General features: G+C 68.7%; 19 protein-coding genes. 5 read left to right on the top strand and 14 right to left on the bottom strand.

The window, feature by feature from the left end:
• Positions 1-7: 7 nt before the first annotated feature.
• Both ACWGJP_RS12330 and glgB read left to right on the top strand, forming a co-directional pair.
• Positions 8-2,074 carry a maltotransferase domain-containing protein gene (locus ACWGJP_RS12330; RefSeq protein WP_452330072.1) on the top strand — a complete coding sequence of 689 codons (2,067 nt, stop codon included), beginning with the start codon at positions 8-10 and terminating at the stop codon, positions 2,072-2,074.
• Positions 2,071-4,278 carry a 1,4-alpha-glucan branching protein GlgB gene (gene glgB, locus ACWGJP_RS12335; RefSeq protein WP_452330073.1) on the top strand — a complete coding sequence of 736 codons (2,208 nt, stop codon included), beginning with the start codon at positions 2,071-2,073 and terminating at the stop codon, positions 4,276-4,278. Before ACWGJP_RS12330 ends, glgB begins: the two co-directional genes overlap by 4 nt.
• 31 nt (positions 4,279-4,309) lie before the next feature.
• Here glgB and ACWGJP_RS12340 read toward each other — a convergent pair whose 3' ends face one another.
• Both ACWGJP_RS12340 and ACWGJP_RS12345 read right to left on the bottom strand, forming a co-directional pair.
• Entirely contained in the window at positions 4,310-5,239 is a 930-nt protein-coding gene (locus tag ACWGJP_RS12340) for a tetratricopeptide repeat protein (protein WP_452330074.1), read from the bottom strand.
• Positions 5,236-7,152, bottom strand: coding sequence for a glycosyl transferase (locus ACWGJP_RS12345; protein WP_452330075.1), 1,917 nt, complete (start codon positions 7,150-7,152; stop codon positions 5,236-5,238). The genes ACWGJP_RS12340 and ACWGJP_RS12345 overlap by 4 nt, the downstream gene beginning before the upstream one ends.
• Before the next feature lie 161 nt (positions 7,153-7,313).
• On the opposite strand from ACWGJP_RS12345, the gene ACWGJP_RS12350 reads away from it, so the two are divergent.
• Positions 7,314-8,366 (top strand): AI-2E family transporter, encoded by a 1,053-nt coding sequence (locus tag ACWGJP_RS12350; RefSeq protein WP_452330076.1) that lies wholly within the window; start codon positions 7,314-7,316, stop codon positions 8,364-8,366.
• A 12-nt stretch (positions 8,367-8,378) separates the two neighbouring features.
• Here the strand turns inward: ACWGJP_RS12350 and ACWGJP_RS12355 are convergent, their stop codons facing one another.
• From ACWGJP_RS12355 to rpsB, 9 genes are all read right to left on the bottom strand, one after another.
• Positions 8,379-9,086, bottom strand: coding sequence for an alpha/beta hydrolase (locus ACWGJP_RS12355; protein ID WP_452330378.1), 708 nt, complete (start codon positions 9,084-9,086; stop codon positions 8,379-8,381).
• A 2-nt stretch (positions 9,087-9,088) separates the two neighbouring features.
• Positions 9,089-9,376 (bottom strand): hypothetical protein, encoded by a 288-nt coding sequence (locus tag ACWGJP_RS12360; RefSeq protein ID WP_452330077.1) that lies wholly within the window; start codon positions 9,374-9,376, stop codon positions 9,089-9,091.
• A gap of 12 nt (positions 9,377-9,388) precedes the next feature.
• Positions 9,389-10,075 carry an aggregation-promoting factor C-terminal-like domain-containing protein gene (locus ACWGJP_RS12365; protein ID WP_452330078.1) on the bottom strand — a complete coding sequence of 229 codons (687 nt, stop codon included), beginning with the start codon at positions 10,073-10,075 and terminating at the stop codon, positions 9,389-9,391.
• A 47-nt stretch (positions 10,076-10,122) separates the two neighbouring features.
• Positions 10,123-10,713, bottom strand: coding sequence for a DivIVA domain-containing protein (locus ACWGJP_RS12370; protein ID WP_452330079.1), 591 nt, complete (start codon positions 10,711-10,713; stop codon positions 10,123-10,125).
• Entirely contained in the window at positions 10,713-11,849 is a 1,137-nt protein-coding gene (locus ACWGJP_RS12375) for a phosphatidate cytidylyltransferase (RefSeq protein ID WP_452330080.1), read from the bottom strand. The genes ACWGJP_RS12370 and ACWGJP_RS12375 overlap by 1 nt, the downstream gene beginning before the upstream one ends.
• Before the next feature lie 6 nt (positions 11,850-11,855).
• Positions 11,856-12,410, bottom strand: a complete 555-nt coding sequence (frr, locus tag ACWGJP_RS12380) for a ribosome recycling factor (protein WP_452330379.1) — start codon at positions 12,408-12,410, stop codon at positions 11,856-11,858.
• Positions 12,411-12,480: 70 nt separating this feature from the next.
• Positions 12,481-13,197, bottom strand: coding sequence for a UMP kinase (gene pyrH, locus ACWGJP_RS12385; protein ID WP_452330081.1), 717 nt, complete (start codon positions 13,195-13,197; stop codon positions 12,481-12,483).
• 91 nt (positions 13,198-13,288) lie between these two features.
• Positions 13,289-14,116, bottom strand: a complete 828-nt coding sequence (gene tsf, locus ACWGJP_RS12390; protein ID WP_452330082.1) for a translation elongation factor Ts — start codon at positions 14,114-14,116, stop codon at positions 13,289-13,291.
• Positions 14,117-14,158: 42 nt separating this feature from the next.
• Positions 14,159-15,055, bottom strand: a complete 897-nt coding sequence (rpsB, locus tag ACWGJP_RS12395; RefSeq protein ID WP_452330380.1) for a 30S ribosomal protein S2 — start codon at positions 15,053-15,055, stop codon at positions 14,159-14,161.
• Between the two features lie 284 nt (positions 15,056-15,339).
• Here rpsB and ACWGJP_RS12400 point away from each other — a divergent pair, with 284 nt between their 5' ends.
• Positions 15,340-15,876, top strand: coding sequence for a murein hydrolase activator EnvC family protein (locus ACWGJP_RS12400; RefSeq protein WP_452330083.1), 537 nt, complete (start codon positions 15,340-15,342; stop codon positions 15,874-15,876).
• A gap of 5 nt (positions 15,877-15,881) precedes the next feature.
• On the opposite strand, the gene ACWGJP_RS12405 is transcribed toward ACWGJP_RS12400, so the two are convergent.
• From ACWGJP_RS12405 to ACWGJP_RS12415, 3 genes are all read right to left on the bottom strand, one after another.
• Positions 15,882-16,784: a tyrosine-type recombinase/integrase gene (locus tag ACWGJP_RS12405; RefSeq protein WP_452330381.1), complete on the bottom strand. Its 903-nt coding sequence runs from the start codon at positions 16,782-16,784 to the stop codon at positions 15,882-15,884.
• 101 nt (positions 16,785-16,885) lie between these two features.
• Positions 16,886-17,257, bottom strand: coding sequence for a hypothetical protein (locus ACWGJP_RS12410; protein ID WP_452330084.1), 372 nt, complete (start codon positions 17,255-17,257; stop codon positions 16,886-16,888).
• A 103-nt stretch (positions 17,258-17,360) separates the two neighbouring features.
• Positions 17,361-18,515, bottom strand: a complete 1,155-nt coding sequence (locus ACWGJP_RS12415; RefSeq protein ID WP_452330085.1) for a phosphotransferase — start codon at positions 18,513-18,515, stop codon at positions 17,361-17,363.
• Positions 18,516-18,605: 90 nt separating this feature from the next.
• On the opposite strand from ACWGJP_RS12415, the gene ACWGJP_RS12420 reads away from it, so the two are divergent.
• Positions 18,606-20,126: a sensor histidine kinase gene (locus tag ACWGJP_RS12420; protein ID WP_452330086.1), complete on the top strand. Its 1,521-nt coding sequence runs from the start codon at positions 18,606-18,608 to the stop codon at positions 20,124-20,126.
• Positions 20,127-20,129 lie beyond the last annotated feature (3 nt).

Consider the following 20,129-nt stretch of genomic DNA (forward strand, 5'->3'; position numbering starts at 1 on the left):
TCAGGATGTGGCTGCACGTACGCTCTCCCGTCCCGCGGACCTTCGGAGTCCCTCCCAGATCCCGCTGAGGGCTCTCGCCTTCACGCAGGTGACCGATGGTCTGCGAACAGGTCGGATCCCGCTCGTCGATCCTCGGCCGAGCGTCCAGGGCGGGTTCGATGCGAGCGCGTTCGCCGGCGAGGTCGTGCCGTTCTCCGTCGTCGCGTTCCGGGAGGGACATGACCTCATCGGCGTGCACCTGCACCTCACGGCACCGGACGGCGCCGAGAGCCTGCACCGTCTCACTCCGCTGGGCGATGGCACGGACAGATGGCGTGCGGAGGTGGCCCTCGACGCACGCGGCATCTGGCGCTATCGCTTCGAGGCGTTCTCCGATGATTTCGCCACGTGGGCGCATGCCGCAGCGGTGAAGATCGCCGCCGGTGTGGATGCCGAGGTGATGACCGTGCTCGGCCGGGATCTCCTCGCCCGCGCGGCGGGCGAGAGAGATCGCCCCGCGGCGCAGCGCACGCGCCTCACGGAACTCGCCGCATCGCTCACGACCCCGGATGCGGCGCTGGCCACCGCCAGGAGCACGGACGTCGCCGATCTCTTCTCCGAGCGTCCGGTGCGCTCGCTCACCGCCACGACCGCCCCGCAGCGAATCCTCGTCGAGCGGACGAGGGCGGGCGTCGGTGCCTGGTACGAGTTCTTCCCTCGGTCGGAGGGCGCGAAGCGCCGCAAGGACGGGACCATCGTCAGCGGCACCTTCCGCTCCGCGGCCAAGCGGCTGCCCGCCATCGCGGAGATGGGTTTCGAGGTGCTGTACCTCCCCCCGATCCATCCGATCGGACGGACGAACCGCAAGGGCCCCAACAACACGCTGGATGCGGCGGAGAGCGACCCCGGGTCGCCGTGGGCGATCGGTGCGGCCGAGGGCGGCCACGACGCCGTCCACCCCGATCTGGGCTCACTCGCGGACTTCCGCGCCTTCGTGCGGGCAGCCGAAAGGGCGGGCATCGAGGTCGCGCTGGATCTCGCTCTGCAGGCTTCGCCGGATCATCCGTGGGTGAGCGAGCATCCGGAGTGGTTCACCACCCTTCCGGACGGCAGCATCGCCTATGCCGAGAACCCGCCGAAGAAGTATCAGGACATCTACCCGATCAACTTCGACAACGATCCTGACGGCATCAGCGCAGAGGTGCTCCGTGTCGTCAGGCACTGGATCGCGCAGGGTGTGCGCATCTTCAGGGTCGACAACCCGCACACGAAGCCGCTCTGGTTCTGGGAATGGCTGATCGCCGCGGTGAACGCGGAGTTCCCCGACGTGGTCTTCCTCGCCGAAGCGTTCACGCGACCCGCTCCCCTGCGCGGTCTCGCCGCCGCGGGCTTCCAGCAGAGCTACACCTACTTCACCTGGCGAAACACCAAGACGGAGCTCGAGGAGTTCCTCACCTCGCTCGCCGAGGAGACCGCCGATTTCCTGCGCCCCAACCTCTTCGTGAACACCCCGGACATCCTCACCGAGTATCTGCAGTTCGGCGGCAGGGCGGCGTACCGCATCCGCGCCGCCATCGCGGCGACCGCTGCTGCCTCGTACGGGGTGTACGCCGGATACGAGCTGTACGAGAACGTCGCACGTCCCGGATCCGAGGAGAACATCGACAACGAGAAGTACGAGTACAAGATCCGCGACTTCGACGCGGCCGAGAAGGCCGGCGATTCGCTGGCTCCCTATCTTCGGCGCCTCAACGAGATCCGCGCGGCACACCCCGCGCTGCGCCAGCTGCGCAATCTCTCCGTGCACTGGAGCGACGACGACAGCATCCTCGTCTATTCCAAGCACCTCGACGCCGCCTTCACGGGGACGGGTGCGTCCGACACGATCATCGTCGTCGCCAACGTCGACCCGCATTCCGTCCGTGAGACGACCGTGCACCTGGACACCCGCGTCTGGGGCGTCGAACCAGGCGATCTCTTCGACGTCGAGGACCTGATGACCGGCCAGGTGTGGACCTGGGCCGATCACGACTACGTGCGTCTGGATGCTTTCACGCACCCGGTCCACATCCTGGCAGTGAGGAAGCGATCATGAGCTACATCGAGGACATCACGGCTTCGCAGGGGTGGGAGCAGGTCGCATCGGGCTCGCACCATGCACCTCACGCGGTTCTCGGTGCTCATCCCTCCGAGGATGCCGCAGGCGCCATGACAACCACGGTGCGGGTCCGACGCCCCCTCGCGACCACCGTCGAGCTCGTCTTCCAGAACGGTGAGCGCCTCCGACTCTCGCATGCCGCGCACGGCATATGGGAGGGGCGATACGACGGGCCGAGCGTTCCCTACCGGATCGCGACGGTGTACGGCGAGGGCGCGGAGAGCATCGTCGGCGACCCCTACCGCCATCTCCCCACGCTCGGCGACCTCGATCTGCATCTCATCGCGGAGGGACGCCACGAGCGTCTCTGGGACGTCCTCGGCGCGCATCCGCGGGCGCACGGCTCCGAGCTCGGCACCGCGTTCGCCGTCTGGGCTCCCAACGCGCAGGCCGTGCGCGTCGTCGGCGACCACAACGACTGGGACGGCGCAGGTCACGCCATGCGCTCCATGGGATCGAGCGGCATCTGGGAGCTGTTCATCCCCGGAGTGGCCGTCGGCACGCGGTACAAGTACGAGCTCCTGACACGGGACGGTCGGTGGATCCTCAAGGCCGACCCGATGGCGCAGGCCGCCCAGCTCCCGCCGGAGACCGCGTCCGTCGTCACGGCATCAGCGCACTCCTGGCAGGACGGCGCGTGGATGACGCGCAGAGCGGCCACCCACGCGGTAGCGCAGCCGCTGTCGGTGTACGAAGTGCACCTCGGATCCTGGCGCGAAGGCCTCGGCTATCGAGACATCGCCGAGCCCCTCATCGAGCACGTCCAGGCCACGGGCTTCACCCACGTGGAGTTCATGCCCCTCGCGGAGCATCCCTTCGGGGGGTCCTGGGGGTACCAGGTGAGCGGCTACTACGCGGCGACGAGCCGCTTCGGCTCCCCGGACGACCTCCGCTACCTCATCGATCGGCTGCATCAGGCGGGTATCGGGGTGATCCTGGACTGGGTGCCAGGACACTTCCCGAAGGACGCCTTCGCCCTCGCCCGCTTCGACGGCCAGCCGCTGTACGAGCATCCGGATCCGCGGCGCGGGGAGCATCAGGACTGGGGCACGCTCATCTTCGACTACGGGCGGCCGGAGGTGCGCGGCTTCCTCGTCGCCAACGCTCTGTACTGGCTCGAGCAGTTCCACATCGACGGGCTGCGCGTCGACGCCGTCGCGTCCATGCTCTACCTGGACTACTCCCGCAAGGACGGCGAATGGGAGCCGAACGTCCATGGCGGTCGGGAGAACCTCGAGGCGATCCGATTCCTCCAGGAGGTCAACGCGACCGCCTACCGACTGCATCCCGGCATCCTCATGATCGCCGAGGAGTCCACGAGCTTCCCCGGGGTCACCGCGCCCACCGAGCATGCCGGCCTCGGCTTCGGATTCAAGTGGAACATGGGATGGATGAACGACTCGCTCTCGTACATCCAGCGCGATCCGATCCACCGCTCACACCACGAGGGCGAGATGACCTTCTCGTTCGTCTATGCTTTCGGCGAGAACTACGTCCTGCCCATCAGCCACGACGAGGTCGTGCACGGCAAGCGCAGTCTCGTATCGAAGATGCCGGGTGATCACGCGCACCGCCTCGCGAACGCGCGCGCCTACCTCGCCTACATGTGGGGCCATCCCGGCAAGAAGCTCCTGTTCATGGGTCAGGAGTTCGGGCAGCTCTCCGAGTGGTCCGAATCCCGCGAGCTGGAGTGGTGGCTGCTCGATCAGCCGGCGCACCGTCAGCTGCAGGGGTTCGTCGGCGCGATGAACGGCGTCTATCGCGCCCAGGCGCCTCTGTGGGAGCGCGACGGGGACGCCACCGCCTTCCGTCGGCTCGGGGCCCCGCACTGGGATCCGACCGTCGTCGCCTTCGAACGCCGGGATGCGCACGGCGGGCGCGTCGTCGTCATCAGCAACTTCGCCGGGGTCACCCGGCACGCCTTCCCCCTCGAGTTCCCGGCCGAGGGCGTCTGGCAGGAGATCCTCAACTCCGATGCGGCCGAGTACGGCGGCTACGGCATCGGCAATCTCGGGATGGTGGTCGCGCAGCGCGACGGCGAGGATGCGCAGATCACCGCGCCCGTGACCCTTCCCGCGCTCTCGACCCTATGGCTGCGCTACCAGCCGGCCCCGCACGTACCGACCATCACGCACGGGTGATCCATGGCCGGGGGCACGATGCCCTGCCGGCTCAGAACAGCAGCGACGCCAGTCTCGTGCGCGCAGCGCCGACGCGCGGATCGGCGTCTCCGATGAGCCCGAAGAGCTCGACGAGGCGTTCCCGAACGGGTGCGCGTTCCTCGGACGGCAGCCCGGCGAAGAGGTCGAGCAGTCGCCCGAAGGCATCGTCCACATGCCCTCCGGCGATGTCGAGGTCCGCGACCGCGAACTGCGCCTGGACATCCGTCGGGGCGGCAGCGGCGGCGGCCCTGGCCTGCTGGAGGTCCAGCCCCTGGACCCGATCCAGCAGCCGCACCTGGCCGAGACCGGCACGGGCGTCCTCATCTCGGGGGTTCTCGGCGATCGCCTTCTCGTAGGCGGCGATCGCCCGCGGGTAGTCGCCGTCCTCGATCGCCGAGAAGGCTTCCGCGTGCAGCGGCGGCATCGGGGCTTCGACGGTTTCCGCGTCCGCCGCCTCCGCGCCTTCGACGGCGAGCGTGCCCGTCACACCGTGCTGGGCCGCGAGCTGAAGGAGCTGCGCGAACACCTGGCGGACCTGCTCCTCCGGCACGGCGCCGGTGAACATCGGCACCGGCTGGCCGGCGACGAGCGCCACGACCATAGGGATCGACTGGGCCCTGAAGCTCTGCGACAGCTGCGGGTTGGCGTCGACGTCGACCTTGGCCAGGAGCACCCGACCCGCGAGTTCCTCGGTCACCTTCTCGAGGATCGGGCTGAGCTGCTTGCACGGCCCGCACCATTCCGCCCAGAGGTCGACGACCACGGGAACGGTCCGAGACAGCTCGAGGATCTCGCCGAAGGTGTCATCCGTGATGTCGCGCACCAGACCGGTCGTAGACGGCGTCGCGGGGGCGGACTGCCCCTGGGGCGGCGTCGGGCGGTTCCGCAGCGATGAGAGGTCGACGGCGCCGCGCAGGGCCGATGCTGAGATGTCGCTCACTTGATCACCTTCGCTCCGAGGATGTCCTGATGCACGGCGAGCAGTCGGATCTGCTCCCCGGATCCCTGCGTCGGAACGGCGAAGAACGCCTGCAGGCTGTAGGTCGTGGTCACTCCCTTGGCGGACTCCTCGACCCCGGTCAGCGCCTTGATCTCCGGGTTGTCGCCGAAGCGGATCGCGGCATCGCCGCTGGTGGGGGTGATCGTCTGGGTCTCGACGAAGGAGACGGCGACGATCGCTCCGCTGTCCAGCGTGGCCAGGGAGACCGGGTCGAGGTCCGTGGGCTCGATGCCGAACGCGGTCTTGGAGGTCTCTGCCGCTCCGGCATCCGCGAGGCTCTTGACCACCGTCTGACGGCTGGCCTGGATCGCTGTGGCGACCTCGATGGCGGCTTCGTCGAAGGCGTCGTACCAGGAGCTCTTCTCCCCCGCGTCGACGACGTCGGAGAAGGCCGCGCCGATCTCGCCGGGCGACACGGTGAGGAACGTCGAGTCCGGCGGAACGAGTGTCGTTCCGAGCCACGCCGGTGCGACCTCCGGCAGTTCGACGGATGCGTGCATCTCGGCGATGTCGGTGATCTTGTAGTTCGACCAGGGGTCGAGCTGGGTCATGGTGAGGATGACGGGGGCCACGGAGTCATCCCCTGCGCTCTGGGTCAGCGCGAGAACCGTGCGCGGCCAGCCGTCGTTCGCCTGCGGAAGCAGGATCTCGATGTCGTCGACGGGGATGGCGGCGGGCAGCGCCCGGTCGCTGAGCTTCTCCCGCAGCGTGTAATCCGTGCGCCTCGCGTCCAGCGCGACGCCGTCGAGGCGCGTCGCGGCGAGATCGATGTCCAGGTCGGCATCCGCCGTCGCCAGCGTCTCCGAGATGGACTGCAGGATGCGCGCTGCCTGCACCTCCGTGACGGCCGGCGGCTTCTGATTCTCCGGCGCGATGACCGTCGGTGTGGGGGTCGGCGTGGCGGACTCCGCACCGAACTGCGGCCAGGAGTCCGCGGAGCATCCCGTCATCATGATGGCTGTCAGCGCGAGCGCCGGAATCGCCAGGCGGCGACGCGGCGTGGAGGAGCGTCGCTCCGCCCTGCCCGTGCGCTCGTCGCTCGACGGCGCCGGTGTGGACGCGTCGTCCGGCCGAGCGTCCTCGGCAGGTCGCGATGCGTCCTCGGCAGGCCCCTCGATGGCTGCCCGATCCGCAGGGCTCTCCACGGAGAGATCGATCGGCTCCGTGACCGGCAACGGGCCGGGGCCCTTGCGCCGCGGCCCGCGTCCCCGACGCTGATGCCGGATGGCGAGGATGTAGAGCACGATGCCGATGAGCAGCACGAGACCACCGCCGGCGACGAGCGGGCCGGCGAGCGGCGTCGAGTTGTCCAGCGGCCAGGAGACGACGATGTCGTCCGGCGCGTCCTGCGTCCCGTCCCTGGCGACGAGGAAGCTCATCCCCTCGGGCAGCTGCGTGTCTGTGATGATCTGGTCCTGCTCGGCGAAGGACGCCAGCCAGAGGTCGGAGCCTGCGGGGTTCCTGCCGACGGCCGCTTCCTCGTCGTCGCTCGGCGCCGCCGTCTCGCCGCCCTCGGACTCCTCCTCGACCTCCGCCGTGACGAGGGCGGATACGGGCTCGCCCTCGTCTCCGAGGGTGATCGCGTTGTACTCGGTGTCCGAGAGCCAGGCTTCCAGATCGGTGGTGCGGCCGTACGCCGCGAACAGCTCGCCCTCGCCGCGGATGATCAGCGTCTGCTGACCCGCCTGCGTGCGCAGCACCTCGCTGTCGATCAGCGTGAACGCCGCCGGCTCGGTGGTCTCCAGAGACATCTCCTGGGAGGACGGCCCGACGAAGAGGGTTCGCTGAGCGATGCCAGCACCGATGAGGAGCGTGGCCAGGACGAAGGCCACGACGGCCCAGACGAATCGCACGAAAAGACTCCTTACGCGACCCGATCCGGTTCTCGGGCCATCGCTCGACATTTCAGACTATCGAACCGACCTGAGTGTTGCCCAGGACGGCCCCGTCGGCACGCTCGTCGACAGGGCTCCCAGTACGCTTGCAGCACCCGTCGACGATCAGGGAGCACGCCATGAAGGTCCACAATCCGTTCCGTACCGCGCTCGTCGCGACGCTCGGGGTCGGGCTGGGCATTCTGCTCATCAACAGCGTGCAGACGCTGTCGACGGTGCTGCTGTACGTCGGGACCGCGCTGTTCATCAGCCTCGGCCTCGATCCGCTCATCTCCTGGCTGGAGCGACGCAGACTCCCCCGCTGGCTCGCCGTGCTCATCACGATCGTGGCCGTACTCGGCGTCTTCACGGGGATCGTGCTCATCGTGCTGCCGATCATCATCTCCCAGGTCTCGCAGCTCGTCGAGCAGATCACCGCGCTCATGCAGCGCAGCAACGACATCTGGGGCGACCTGAACACCTGGCTGGGCGACCTCTTCCCCGCGCTCGACGTCGAGCGCGTCCTCGCCGAGGCGCAGAACTGGCTGCTCGCGAACGTCGGGAGCATCACCAACGGCGTCATCAACGCCAGTTTCGCCGTCGCCAACGGCCTCTTCGGCGCGTTCATCGTGCTGATCCTGACGATCTACCTGACCGCTTCCACACCGTCCCTGAAGCGCTCGGTCTATCAGCTGGTTCCCGCGTCGAAGCGCCCGCGCTTCATCGATCTCGCCGACCAGATCACGGACTCGGTCGGCTACTACGTCATGGGGCAGGTCACTCAGGGCGTGATCAACGGCGTGCTCAGCGCGATCTTCCTCAGCATCATCCAGGCGCCGTTCCCCGCCGTCCTGGCCGTGGTGGCCTTCTTCTTCTCACTGATCCCCCTCGTCGGCACCTTGACCGGATCGACGATCATCGTCCTCACCTGCCTCATCCCCGGACTCGGCTCCCCGGCGACGGCGATCGCCGCCGGCGTGTACTACCTCATCTACATGCAGGTCGAGGCCTACGTGCTCTCCCCGCGCATCATGAGTCGCGCCGTCGCGGTACCAGGCGCCGTCGTCGTCGTCGCAGCCCTCGCGGGCGGGTCCCTCCTCGGGCTGCTCGGCGCCCTCATCGCGATCCCCGTCGCAGCGAGCATCCTGATCATCTATCGGCAGGTGCTCATCCCTCGGATGAACGAGCGCTGAGGCGGAGCCGATTCAGCCCCAGGTCGTCGGAAGCGGAAGCGCCGCGGGATTCGCCGCTGCGACGATCTCCGTGAGCACCCGACGGGTCTGGCCCTCGCCGACCCAGAGGTGCTTGCCGCCCTCGACCGGGATGAGCACAGCCTCCGGGACGGCGGCGAAGCGCTCGCTCGCCTCATCGGGGCGCAGATAGTCGTCGAACTCGGGGATCAGCGCGATGAGCCTGCGGGGATCGTCTGCCCAGGAGGCGACGTCCGCGGGCGTCGCTCTGTGCAGCGGCGGCGAGAGGAGGACGGCCCCGACGATGTCGTGATCCCGGCCGTACTTGAGCGCGAGCTCGGTGCCGAACGACCAGCCCACCAGCCAGGGCGACGGCAAACCGTTCGCCTCGACGAATGCCATCGCGGCGGCGAGATCGAGGCGCTCCGCGTGGCCGCCGTCGAAGGCTCCCTCGCTCGTCCCCCGCGGCGAGGACGTGCCCCGCGTATTGAAGCGGAGCACGGCGAGGTCCGCGAGAGCCGGAAGGCGCGCAGCGGCCTTGCGGATGATGTGCGAGTCCATGAACCCGCCGGCCGTCGGCAGTGGATGCAGCGTCACGAGAGTGGCGACGGGATCGCCGTCCGGAGGGAGCGCCAGCTGTCCGACGAGCCGGAGCCCGTCGGCAGTGCGCAGCTCGATGTCGCTGCGCCGCGCGGGCAGCTCCAGCGGGCCGCGGATCTCGATGCTCACGTGATCTTCCAGCAGTGCGTGTGCCAATGGCGCCGCGCGGCGAGATCCGCGCTGTCCCCGAGCACTCCGTCGCCTCGCCACGCGACCAGATGGGCCGTGCCAGGCGGGATGGTCCGTCCGCAACCGGGGCAGGTGTACTCCTTCACCGCCTGCACGCCGGACACGGGTTGCACCACCCAGTCGCGACCTCCGCGGGTCTCGGTACGTTTCCAGCCCGCGAGGAGTCGGTCGAAGGATTCGTCGGCTCCGGAGCGCTCCGGTCGCCGCCTACGCGAACGTGGCATGGCGGGCCGCTCTCACCACCAGTGGTTGCTGCGCCAGAAGTTGTACGCGTCCGCCCAGCTGCCGTAGCGGCCTGTGGCGTAGCCGTTACCCCAACGCAGGTTGTCGACAGGGTTGTATCCGTTTCCGGGGACCTTGCTGCACGGGAGCGCCTGCACGAGACCGCAGGCACCGGACGACTTGTTCGTCGCGTTCGGGTTCCAGCCGCTCTCCCGCGAGACGATGTAGTCGACGTAGCCCCAGTCGCTCTCCGCGATGCCGGCCGCCGCCATCCACTCGGCGGGCGAGCCGCCTCCGGTGTACTTCGGCCTGCTGCCGGATCCGGACGACGAGGACGCGACCTCCGGCTCGGGCTCAGGAGTGGGCGTCGGTGTGACGTAGACCTCGAAGGCACCGCGTTCGACGGGAGCGAAAGAGGAACCCTCGACCGTCACCGTCAGATCCTGAGAATCCTCGGCTGCCAAGGAGAACACCGTCTGAGCCTGAGCGGGCTCTGCCGGATCCGCCAGCGCGATGCCGGTGGGAGCGACGATCGCCGCAGCGAACCCGACCACTGCGACCGAGGCGAAGACGCCGACGACACCGCGACGACGAGACCAGCGCGCACGCGGAGCGGCGGCCGTTCCGGCGGCGGATCGCACGGCGACGGGCTTCGAGGATCCGCCGACCTCGATCACGTCATGCTCGTGGGATGAAGTCACAATATCGTCAGTTTAGCCAGTCGATGCTGAGCACGCCATGAGAACACTCAGCGGACCGCGAGCATGACCTCGATGGTCGCGTCGAGGAGCGCATCCACCTGCTCCTCGCGATATCCCCGCCGCTGCATGCGGAACGCGGTGGAGCGGAGCTGCTCGACCGACAGCTCCTCGCCGTCCCTGAGATAGCGGACGATGCGTCGTGCGACGTGATCGACCTCGTCGATCCGGTACCCGAAGGTGAGCAGGCCCGTGCGTGCGAACCGCTGACGACGAGGGCGCGCGAGGTGATCGAGCACAAGCTGCGCCTCGTTCCTCGCCTGCTCGACCCACGCCTGCGGCCCGTCGGCGCGGACGGCACGCTGGCGGGCGCGTGCGGCGAATGCATCCTCGATCCGGCCGAGCGCCGCATCGACCTCGGCGATCTCGTAGCCCTTCTTGACGAGGGGGAACGATGCCTCCCGGACGTCGGCGGCGGAGAGCGCGTCATCATCGCGCTCGAACGTCTCCTTCGCCGCGGCGAGGAAGGCGTCCACGGCGGCAGGGTGGTATCCCCTGCTCCGTCCCGACGTCAGGGAGAAAGCGGCCGGTTGCGGATCGCTGCGGTTCTCGGTCACATCGACAACGGTATCGGAGGTCATCAGAGCACCGCCCATGGGGAGAGGAGGAAGTAGAGCAGGAGTGCGGGGATCGTCGACGGCAGGATGCTGTCGAGACGGTCGAGGAGCCCGCCGTGGCCGGGCAGCCAGGAACTCATGTCCTTGATCCCGATGTCCCGCTTCAGCATGGACTCCGCCAGGTCGCCGAGGGTGGCGGACACGAGCACGGCGGCGCCAAGGATCGCCCCGGACCACCACGGCATCTCGAGCAGGTAGATCGCCAGGAGCACGCCCGCACCGATCGCGGTGAGCGCACCGCCGGCGAAGCCCTCCCAGGTCTTCTTCGGACTGATCCGCGGCGCCATCGGATGCTTCCCGAAGGCCAGACCGCTCGCGTAGGCGCCGGTATCGGCCGCGACGGCGATGGCGATGAAGCCGAGGACCCACCACTGACCGCCCTCCTGCGCGAGGAGGATGAGGGCCACGCTCGCGAGGAACGGGACGTAGACCTGGACGAACCCGCTCACCAGGGCGTCGCCGAGTACATCGCCGTAGGTACGGCCGTCCTTGGCGATCATCTGCGCCGTCAGCCGCCAGACGATGACGAGCGCCACGGCGACGATGAGCACGACCCAGCACACCCAGGGCTCCGCGAAGTATCCGCTGAGCACCAGCAGCCCTCCGGCGACGAGCTGAGGGGCGATGTCGATCCTGCGTCCGGCACCTCGAAGGGCGAGTGAGAGCTCGTACACCCCGAGAAGCGCGGCAGCCACCGCGATCGGGACGAACAGCCACTTGATGAACAGCAGGGATCCGAGCAGCACCGCCCCGAAGGCCACGCCGATGAGGATCGCCACGACGAGGTCGCGCCCCGTGCGCTGCTTGATGCGCTCATTGGCCTGATCGAGCTGGTCTCGCGCGTGCGAGACCTTGCTGTCGAACTGGTCGCGCGCCTGGGAGACCCGATTGTCCAGCTCGTCCCTCGCGTGCCGCCACTGATCGCGGATGGCGTTGTGCTCACCCGTCGTCATCTCGTCAGCGGGCAGGGGCGGACGGGGAGGCACCTGCTCGGCGTCGAACTGGGGAAAGGCGGAGTCGTCGAGAGGCGCGGGCGAGACGGCGTCCCTTCTCGGAGGGAACGCCGGATCGTCGCCTGCGCGCCCCGGGTCGTCAGTCATCCGCGCTCACACCTCGAGCAGTTCAGCCTCTTTGCGCTTCAGCGCCTCGTCGATCAGATCGACGTGCTGCCGCGTCAGAGCATCCAGTTCCTTCTCACCACGGGCGATCTCGTCCTCGCCGACCTCGGACTTGAGGGCGTCGAGCTCGTCCTTGGACTTGCGACGGATGCCGCGGACGTGGACCTTCGCGTCCTCGCCCTTCGAGCGCACGAGCTTCACGTACTCCTTGCGGCGCTCCTCCGTCAGCTCCGGCATCGTCACGCGGATGAGGTTGCCGTCGTTGGTGGGGTTGGCTCCGAGGTTCGGCATATCGCGGATCGCCTGCTCGATCGCCTTCAGAGCCGACTTGTCGTACGGCGTGATGAGGAGGGAGCGCGCTTCGGGGTTGGCCAGCGAGGCGAGCTGCGCCAGCGGGGTCGGCGATCCGTAGTAGTCGACGAGGACCTTCTGGAAGAGCTGCGGGTTCGCGCGTCCGGTGCGCACCGTGGCGAAGTCCTCCTTCGCGGCTTCGACCGCCCTGGTCATCCGGGTGCTGGTATCTGCGAGGACGTCCGCGATCACGGCGACTCCAATCATCTGGGGTGTTCTTGCAAGTCTATCCGGGACGTGCCGCCCGGAACGGAGGCTCAGCTCAAGCCGTGACGAGGGTGCCGATGGTCTCGCCGAGCAGGGCCCGCGTGATGTTACCGGCGGGCTCCATGCCGAACACCCGCATGTCCATGTTGTTGTCCATGCAGAGGCTGAATGCCGTGGAGTCCACGACCTTGAGCCCGCGCTGGAGGGCGTCGCGGTAGGTGACCCGGTCGATGCGGGTCGCGCTGGCGTCCTTGTTCGGGTCGGCCGTGTAGATGGCGTCGACGCCGTTCTTCGCGACAAGAACCTCCTGGGCGCCGATCTCGAGGGCGCGCTGTGCAGCGACGGTGTCGGTAGAGAAGTAGGGCAGGCCCGCACCGGCGCCGAAGATGACGACGCGGCCCTTCTCCATGTGGCGCTCCGCACGGCGCGGGATGTAGGGCTCCGCGACCTGAGTCATGGCGATCGCCGACTGCACGCGGGTCGCCGCGCCCGCCTGCTCCAGGAAGTCCTGCAGAGCGAGAGCATTCATGACGGTGCCGAGCATGCCCATGTAGTCGGCTCGTCCGCGGTCCATGCCGCGCTGGCTGAGTTCCGCGCCGCGGAAGAAGTTGCCGCCTCCGACGACGACGGCGATCTCGACCTGTTCGACGGCCGCAGCGATCTCACGGGCGATCTGGCTGACGACGTCGGGGTTCACGCCCAGCTGCCCGGCACCGAAGGCCTCGCCGGAGAGCTTCAGGAGGACGCGGCGGCGTCCAGTTCGTTCCGTCATGGGGTGGTTCCTCTCGTCCGAATTCAAGATAGTGCCTTCCGGGCATGAAGAAGGGGTTCGGACCCTGCGGATCCGAACCCCTTCGACGGTATTACGCGCCGACCTTGAAGCGCGCGAAGTCCGTCAGCGTGATGCCGGCGTCCTGCGCGACCTTGGCCACGGACAGCTTGTTGTCCTTGGCGTAGTCCTGCTCGAGCAGGGCGACCTGCTTGATGAACGCGGTGACGCGGCCCTCGACGATCTTCGGGAGAGCGGCCTCCGGCTTGCCCTCGTTGCGGGAGATCTCGGTGACGATCTCGCGCTCCTTCTCGACATCGGCAGCCGGGACGTCCTCACGCGAGAGGTACGACGGGTTGGCGAACGAGATGTGCTGGGCGATGCTACGCGCGGTCTCTGCGTCGTCACCCGAGTAGGCGACCACGACGCCGATCTGCGGCGGCAGGTCCTTGCTCGTGCGGTGCAGGTAGACCTCGAAGTGGTCTCCGGACAGCGTGCGCACCCGGCGCAGCTCGACCTTCTCGCCGATGATGGCGGCCTCGTCGGCGATGAGCTGCTCGACGCTCTGGCCGTCGGCGTCAGCGGCGAGGGCCGCCTCGACCGAGTCGGCCTTCACGGCTGCTGCGGCATCTGCGACCTTGTCGGCCAGCGCGATGAAACGGGCGTTCTTCGCGACGAAGTCCGTCTCGCAGGCCAGCTCGACGAGCGTCACGGCGCCGTCCTGCTCGCGTGCGGCGACGAGGCCCTCGCTGGTGGAACGGTCAGCGCGCTTCGCGTTGCCCTTCGCACCCTTCAGGCGAAGGATCTCGACGGCCTTCTCGACGTTGCCGTCGGCCTCTTCGAGCGCCTTCTTCGTGTCGACCATTCCCGTGCCGAGCTGCTCACGCAGCGCCTTGATGTCGGCGATGGTGAAGTTGGCCATGTGTGGTGGCTCCTTGCTTCGTGATGTGTGTGTTCGCGGGATTTACTTGGCGTCAGCAGCCTCGGCGCCCTCGGCCGGAGCCTCGGTCGCTTCAGCAGCAGGAGCCTCGGCGGCGTCGGCAGCGGGAGCCTCGGCGGCGTCGGCAGCGGGAGCCTCGGGCACCTCAGCGGCGGGCGCCTCCTCGGCCGGGGTCTCGAGGAGCTCGCGCTCCCACTCGGCCAGGGGCTCGACCTCGCCGGACTCCGGGTTGTGCTTCTGCTGCAGGCCCTCGGCCGCTGCGTCGGCGATGATGCGCGTGAGCAGCGAGACGGAGCGGATCGCGTCGTCGTTGCCGGGGATCGGGTACTGGAAGTCGTCCGGGTCCGCGTTGGTGTCGAGGATGCCGATCACGGGGATGCCGAGCTTCTTGGCCTCGTCGATGGCGAGGTGCTCGCGCTTGGCGTCGACGACCCACAGCGCCGACGGCGTCTTCGTGAGGTTGCGGATACCGCCGAGCGACTTGTGCAGCTTGTCGAGCTCGCGCTTCTTGAGAAGGAGCTCCTTCTTGGTGAAGCCGGAGGCGGACGGGTTCTCGTAGTCGAGCTCCTCGAGCTCCTTCATGCGGGCGAGGCGCTTCGCGATGGTAGAGAAGTTGGTGAGCAGACCGCCGAGCCAGCGCTGGTTCACGAAGGGCTGGCCGACACGGGTGGCCTGCTCTGCGAGCACTTCCTGCGCCTGCTTCTTGGTGCCGACGAAGAGGATGGTGCCGCCGTGGGCGACCGTCTCCTTGACGAAGTCGTAGGCCTTATCGATGTACGACAGGGACTGCTGCAGGTCGATGATGTGGATGCCGCTGCGCTCCGTGAGGATGAAGCGCTTGACCTTCGGGTTCCACCGGCGGGTCTGGTGTCCGAAGTGAACGCCGCTGTCGAGCAGCTGGCGGATGGTGACCACAGCCATGGTCGTCTCCTTGTTCTGGCGCGGGGCGCCGTTGAGGTTGATCCCGCCGATCCGATGATCGGCGATCCTGATGCCCGGCACGCACCCGCCGCTCTGATGAGGGGACCTGTGGGTGCGGATGCCGCGACGCGAGTCGCTCTGGGCATGCGTAGTCACCCCGAAACCGAGGTGCCCGTCCAGTGTACAGGATCACGCGCGCGTGACTCGTCCTGCACACGTGCGCGCCTGACCGCTATCCGTCTCGTCGGCGTCCCGCATCGGCCGATGCGCGCACGATGGGTGTCATGTTCCATACCGCCCCGCTTGTGCACCGCATTCTCGCAGGACTCGCCCTCGCCATCCTGCTGCTCGCAGGCCAGGTCTCGGCGCATGCTGCAACGGACGAGGACGCTGCGCACGGCGAGGCGGCCGGAACGTGGCTGTGGCCCGTCGGCGGCCGGTGCACCGTGATCGAGCCGTTCCGTGCACCGTCGCACCACTACGGTCCCGGCCATCGCGGCATCGACATCGCCGTTGGGCAGACCGGCGTCGTGCGCTCCCCCGCCCCGGGCGTCGTGGCCTTCCGCGGCACCGTGGTCGACAGGCCGCTCCTCACGATCGATCACGGCGGCGGTCTCGTCTCGACGTTCGAGCCGTTGACGAGCGAGCTCTCCCCCGGTGACGTTGTCGAGGCCGGTGACGTCATCGGCATCCTGTCCTCGGGCGGACATGCGGCGGTCGGCTCGCTCCACATCGGCGTGCGACGCGATGGCATTTACGTCGATCCGCTGCTGCTGTTCGGCAGGCCTGCGCGAGCGGTCCTGCTGCCGTGCTGCGGGTGAGCGGGTCAGGCTCGCGGATGGGCGAGCTTGTACGTCGCGGTGAGGCGCTCGGCCGAGACATGCGTGTAGATCTGCGTGGTGCCGAGGCTCGCGTGACCGAGGATTTCCTGCACGGCGCGGAGGTCGGCGCCGCCGTCGAGCAGATGCGTGGCCGCGGAGTGGCGAAGCGCATGAGGCCCGATGTTCTCGGCGCCCACGATCGGACCGACGGCATCCGACACCAGCGCATAGACCGTCCGCGGTCCGATGCGTCCGCCACGGATCCCGAGGAAGACCGCGGCTCCCCCGCTCTCGGAGCGCGCGCGCAGGACGCCTCGCCCCCGGGAGAGATACGCAGCCATCGCGTCGCGCGCCGGCGCCCCGAAGGGCACGACGCGTTCCTTCGCACCCTTTCCCAGGACGCGCGCGGTCGCACGGTCCAGATCGAGATCGTCGATATCGAGACCGCAGAGCTCGGAGACGCGGATCCCCGATCCGTACAGCAGTTCGAGGAGGGCGTGATCGCGCAGCGCGACGGGATCGCCCTGCTGGGCAGCAGCCCGGAGGCCATCGAGCAGTCGCGCCATCGATTCCTGCGAAGCGATCCTCGGCAGGGTCTTGCCGCGCTTGGGAGCGACGAGACGCAGACTCGGATCCGCCGCGATGAGCTCAGCGTCCTTCGCCCAGGAGAAGAAGGAGCGCGCGGCCGCGGCCCGCCGTGCCAGCGTGCTTCGTGCCTCACCCCGCTGGGTGGCCGCCCAGAGCCAATCCCGAAGCGCATCCAGGTCGATGTCTGACAGGGACGCCGCCCCGGATGCCGCAGCGAGATCGGCGAGGTCGGCACGATAGCCGCGCACCGTCGATGCGGAGAGCCGGCGCACCGTCGACAGATGCGTCGTGAACGCGTCGACCGCTGCCCCGAATTCCATGTGATCCATCGTGGCCCTCCTCGTCGACGCAGACGAGACGCCTCGCCGGACACGACGATGCCTCCCGCTGCGAGGCAACGGGAGGCATCGTCGTGCGGAGGTCAGGACGAGGGCGCGGACGCCACGGAGGCGGGGGACGCGGGTGTCGCGGGGCTCGGCGGCGTCACGGGGCTCGGCGGGGTCACGGGGGACGGTGCGGTGACCGGTGACGGCGCGGATGCCGGCGTCGGGGCCGTGACGACCGTGGCCGCGGACGGCGCCGTGACGACGGTCACCGACGAGTTCGTCTGCTGCAGGCGCACCGTCGCGGTGTCGAGCACGGCACCGCGGTTGGTCACCGCTCCACCGGGGACGACGGTGCCTTCCGTGGTGTTCAGGTCCATCGTGCTCGCCGTCGCGGCCGCTCCGCCGGCGATGACTCCGAGACCGACCAGACCGGTCACCCCGTATACGATCCATTTCTTCGTGTTCATGTCGATCTCCAGATCTTCCGTTCTGATCGACGTACCGCCGATCTGATGTTTCAAGCTTCCCGCCGCGCTCTAAGCGCTCCCGAAAAGCATCGTGAGAGCGTTCTTAGCCGGGGCCGGCCTCGGCGTCGCCGCCATCGAGGATTCGCGCGGCGATCGAGAGGAAGTCGGCTTCGCCTTCAGGATCCGAATCGAGACGAGCGCTGAGCGCGTGGCCGATGAGGTGGATGCCGATGAACGGCCGCAGACCGGAGTGCCCGCCCCATCGGTCGATCGCCATGTCGGCGAGGCGCCAGACGCGTGGCGCGTTCTCGGGTGCGGTCCGTCGTGCGCTCGCGATCGCGTGCGCGATGAACGCTGCGGAATCCTCCGCGGCTGTGCCGACGCCGAGAGTGTCCACGTCGATGAATCCCGATACGCGATCCTCCGAGAGGAACAGCTGACCGAAGTGCAGGTCGCCGTGCACGACTTCTCGTTCCGCGCCTTCGGCCGCGGCGGCTCCCATCGCCACGCGCTCGAGCAGTGCGCGCGCAGCAGGGGCTTCCCCGATGCGTCGCCGGTACCAGTCGAGGCGATCGGTGAGCGGGCGCGACGGCTCGGACCACGGCAAGGCGCGGATGCTCTCGCGCAACCGGTCTGTCTCCTGGAGCAGCCGCGACGGCTCCCAGGCGACGTCCGCGGCCGGCTCGCCCTCGGCCGGGTCGAGGACGATCAGACCCTCCGCTGACCAGCCGCGAAGCAGCGGAATCGGAAGACCCGCGTCGGCGCATGCCTGATGGGCACGGACGACTCTGTCGATGCGGGAGGGGCGGACGGCCTTCAGCCACACGGTTCCCGTGTCGGTCGTGACCCTGAGCACGGCGCGACGCCCCGGCCGATACCCGATGAGCTCGGCGTCGCCGGTCGGTGCGATACCCAGGCGCTCGAGCACGAGCTCCAGCGCATGGGGGAAGGCGATCGTGGCGAGCGTCGGGAGATGCGGATCGGCGGGATGCAGCCAGATGCGTGCCGTCACGCTCCCCTCGTCGTCGGCGAGCACGAGGCCCGTCTCCGTCGTGACAGCGAGACCGGAGGTGTCGACGTAGTAGATCTGTGCGGGCTGCTCGGCGCCGACGGCGAATCCGGCGACGGCGCCGTCTCCGAGCGGCTCTGAGCCGATCGCCCGCGCCCCGTCGATGTCGAGGGCGTCCCGAAGCAGCGCGAGTTCCCCGTCGACGACGTGCTGGGACGCGTCGGCGGCCTCGGCGTGGATGCTGCGCATCCCTCGATTCGATCATGTTCCGCGCCGACGCGGGGTGAGATCTCTCTTAGATTCGCTTCGCCGGGGCGGCGCTCTCGCGATACTTGACACATGACCGAGAACGCTCCTGAGCCGCCGCGCCGCGCGCGATGGGCCGTCTCGGTACGCACGCGGATCGTCGCGGCGATCACGGCGGTGACCGCGCTCGGGCTGCTCGCGGTGGGCGCTGCGGTGTTTCTCGTCGAACGTCAGGCGAATCTCGAGCAGGTCGACGCCCGCTTGCACGCGAACCTCGACTCGGCCCGATTCATCGTGGCCGAGGGGGACGCGACCGTCGCCGGAAGCGCTCAGCGCCAGCCGTGGGCATCCTCGACGGATGCCCTGCGCGCCGTCGTCGAGCGGATGAGCCCCGATGACAACACCGGTGCGATGGGCATGCTGGACGGCCGGATCAGCATGGTGCCGGGGGTCCATCTGGACCTCGATCTCAGTCAGGCGGTGGATTTCGCCGACCACGTCCACGCCCAGATGAGCGCCGGCGAGCCGATCATCGGAACCTGGGCCGAGCAGGGCGTCGCGTGGCGCTATCTGGCCGCTCCCATCGAGGTGGCGCAGTCCTCGGCTCCGACGGATGCCGTGTTCGTCCTCGTGTACGACCTCGATGCCGAACTCAGTGAGTTCGACGGCGCCGCGCGCGTGTTCGCGCTGGCGTCCGTGCTCGTGCTGCTCGTCGTCGCGGCGACCGGCATCATCGTCGCGAGCCGGCTGTTGCGGCCATTGCGTCACATGAGGGAGACGGCGCTTCGCGTCTCCGCGCAGTCCTTGGATGAGAGGATCCCGATCGTCGGCAACGACGACGTCGCCGAGCTCGCATCCACGATGAACGACATGCTCGACCGGCTCGATGACGCCGTGGAGTCTCAGCGCAGGCTGCTCAGCGATGTCGGGCACGAGCTGAAGACCCCGATCACGATCGTTCGCGGGCACATCGAGGTCATGGACCCGGACGATGCCGACGACACCCGGTCGACGAGCGCTCTCGTCCTGGATGAGCTCGACAGGATGGGCCGGCTCGTGCAGGACCTCGCCAATGCTGCCGCCCTCCACGGCCCGAGCCCGGTGCGCCCCGCACCGGTCGATCTCGAGGATCTCGTCGCGCAGATCGCCAGGAAGGCGCAGGGCATCGTCGGCGCGGAGGTCACCGTCGTCGCCGCTGCGCCGACGGTCGCCCTGTTGGATTCCTCCCGGATCACCCAGGCGATGCTGCAGCTCGCGCAGAACGCGACCACCCACGGCGGTGGAAGATTCGAGATCGGCGGACGCGCCGATGCGTCGCACGTCCACCTCTGGGTGCGGGACTTCGGGCCCGGCGTCCCCGACGAGATGAAGGAGCGCGTCTTCGATCGCTTCCACCGCGGCCCAGGGGCGGAGACCAGCGTCGGCAGCGGGCTCGGACTCAACATCGTCCAGGTGATCGCCAAGGCCCACCATGGGATCGCCTCCGTCGCAGATGCCGAAGGCGGTGGAGCGGTGTTCACGCTCCACCTCCCCCGCGGTGTCGTGGACGTCCCCGATCGCACCGATGTCCTCATCGTCCCTCCCCGCCCACCGCTTCCCGACGAGAGGAGCTGACGG

It is taken from the genome of Microbacterium sp. NPDC055903, assembly GCF_053615555.1.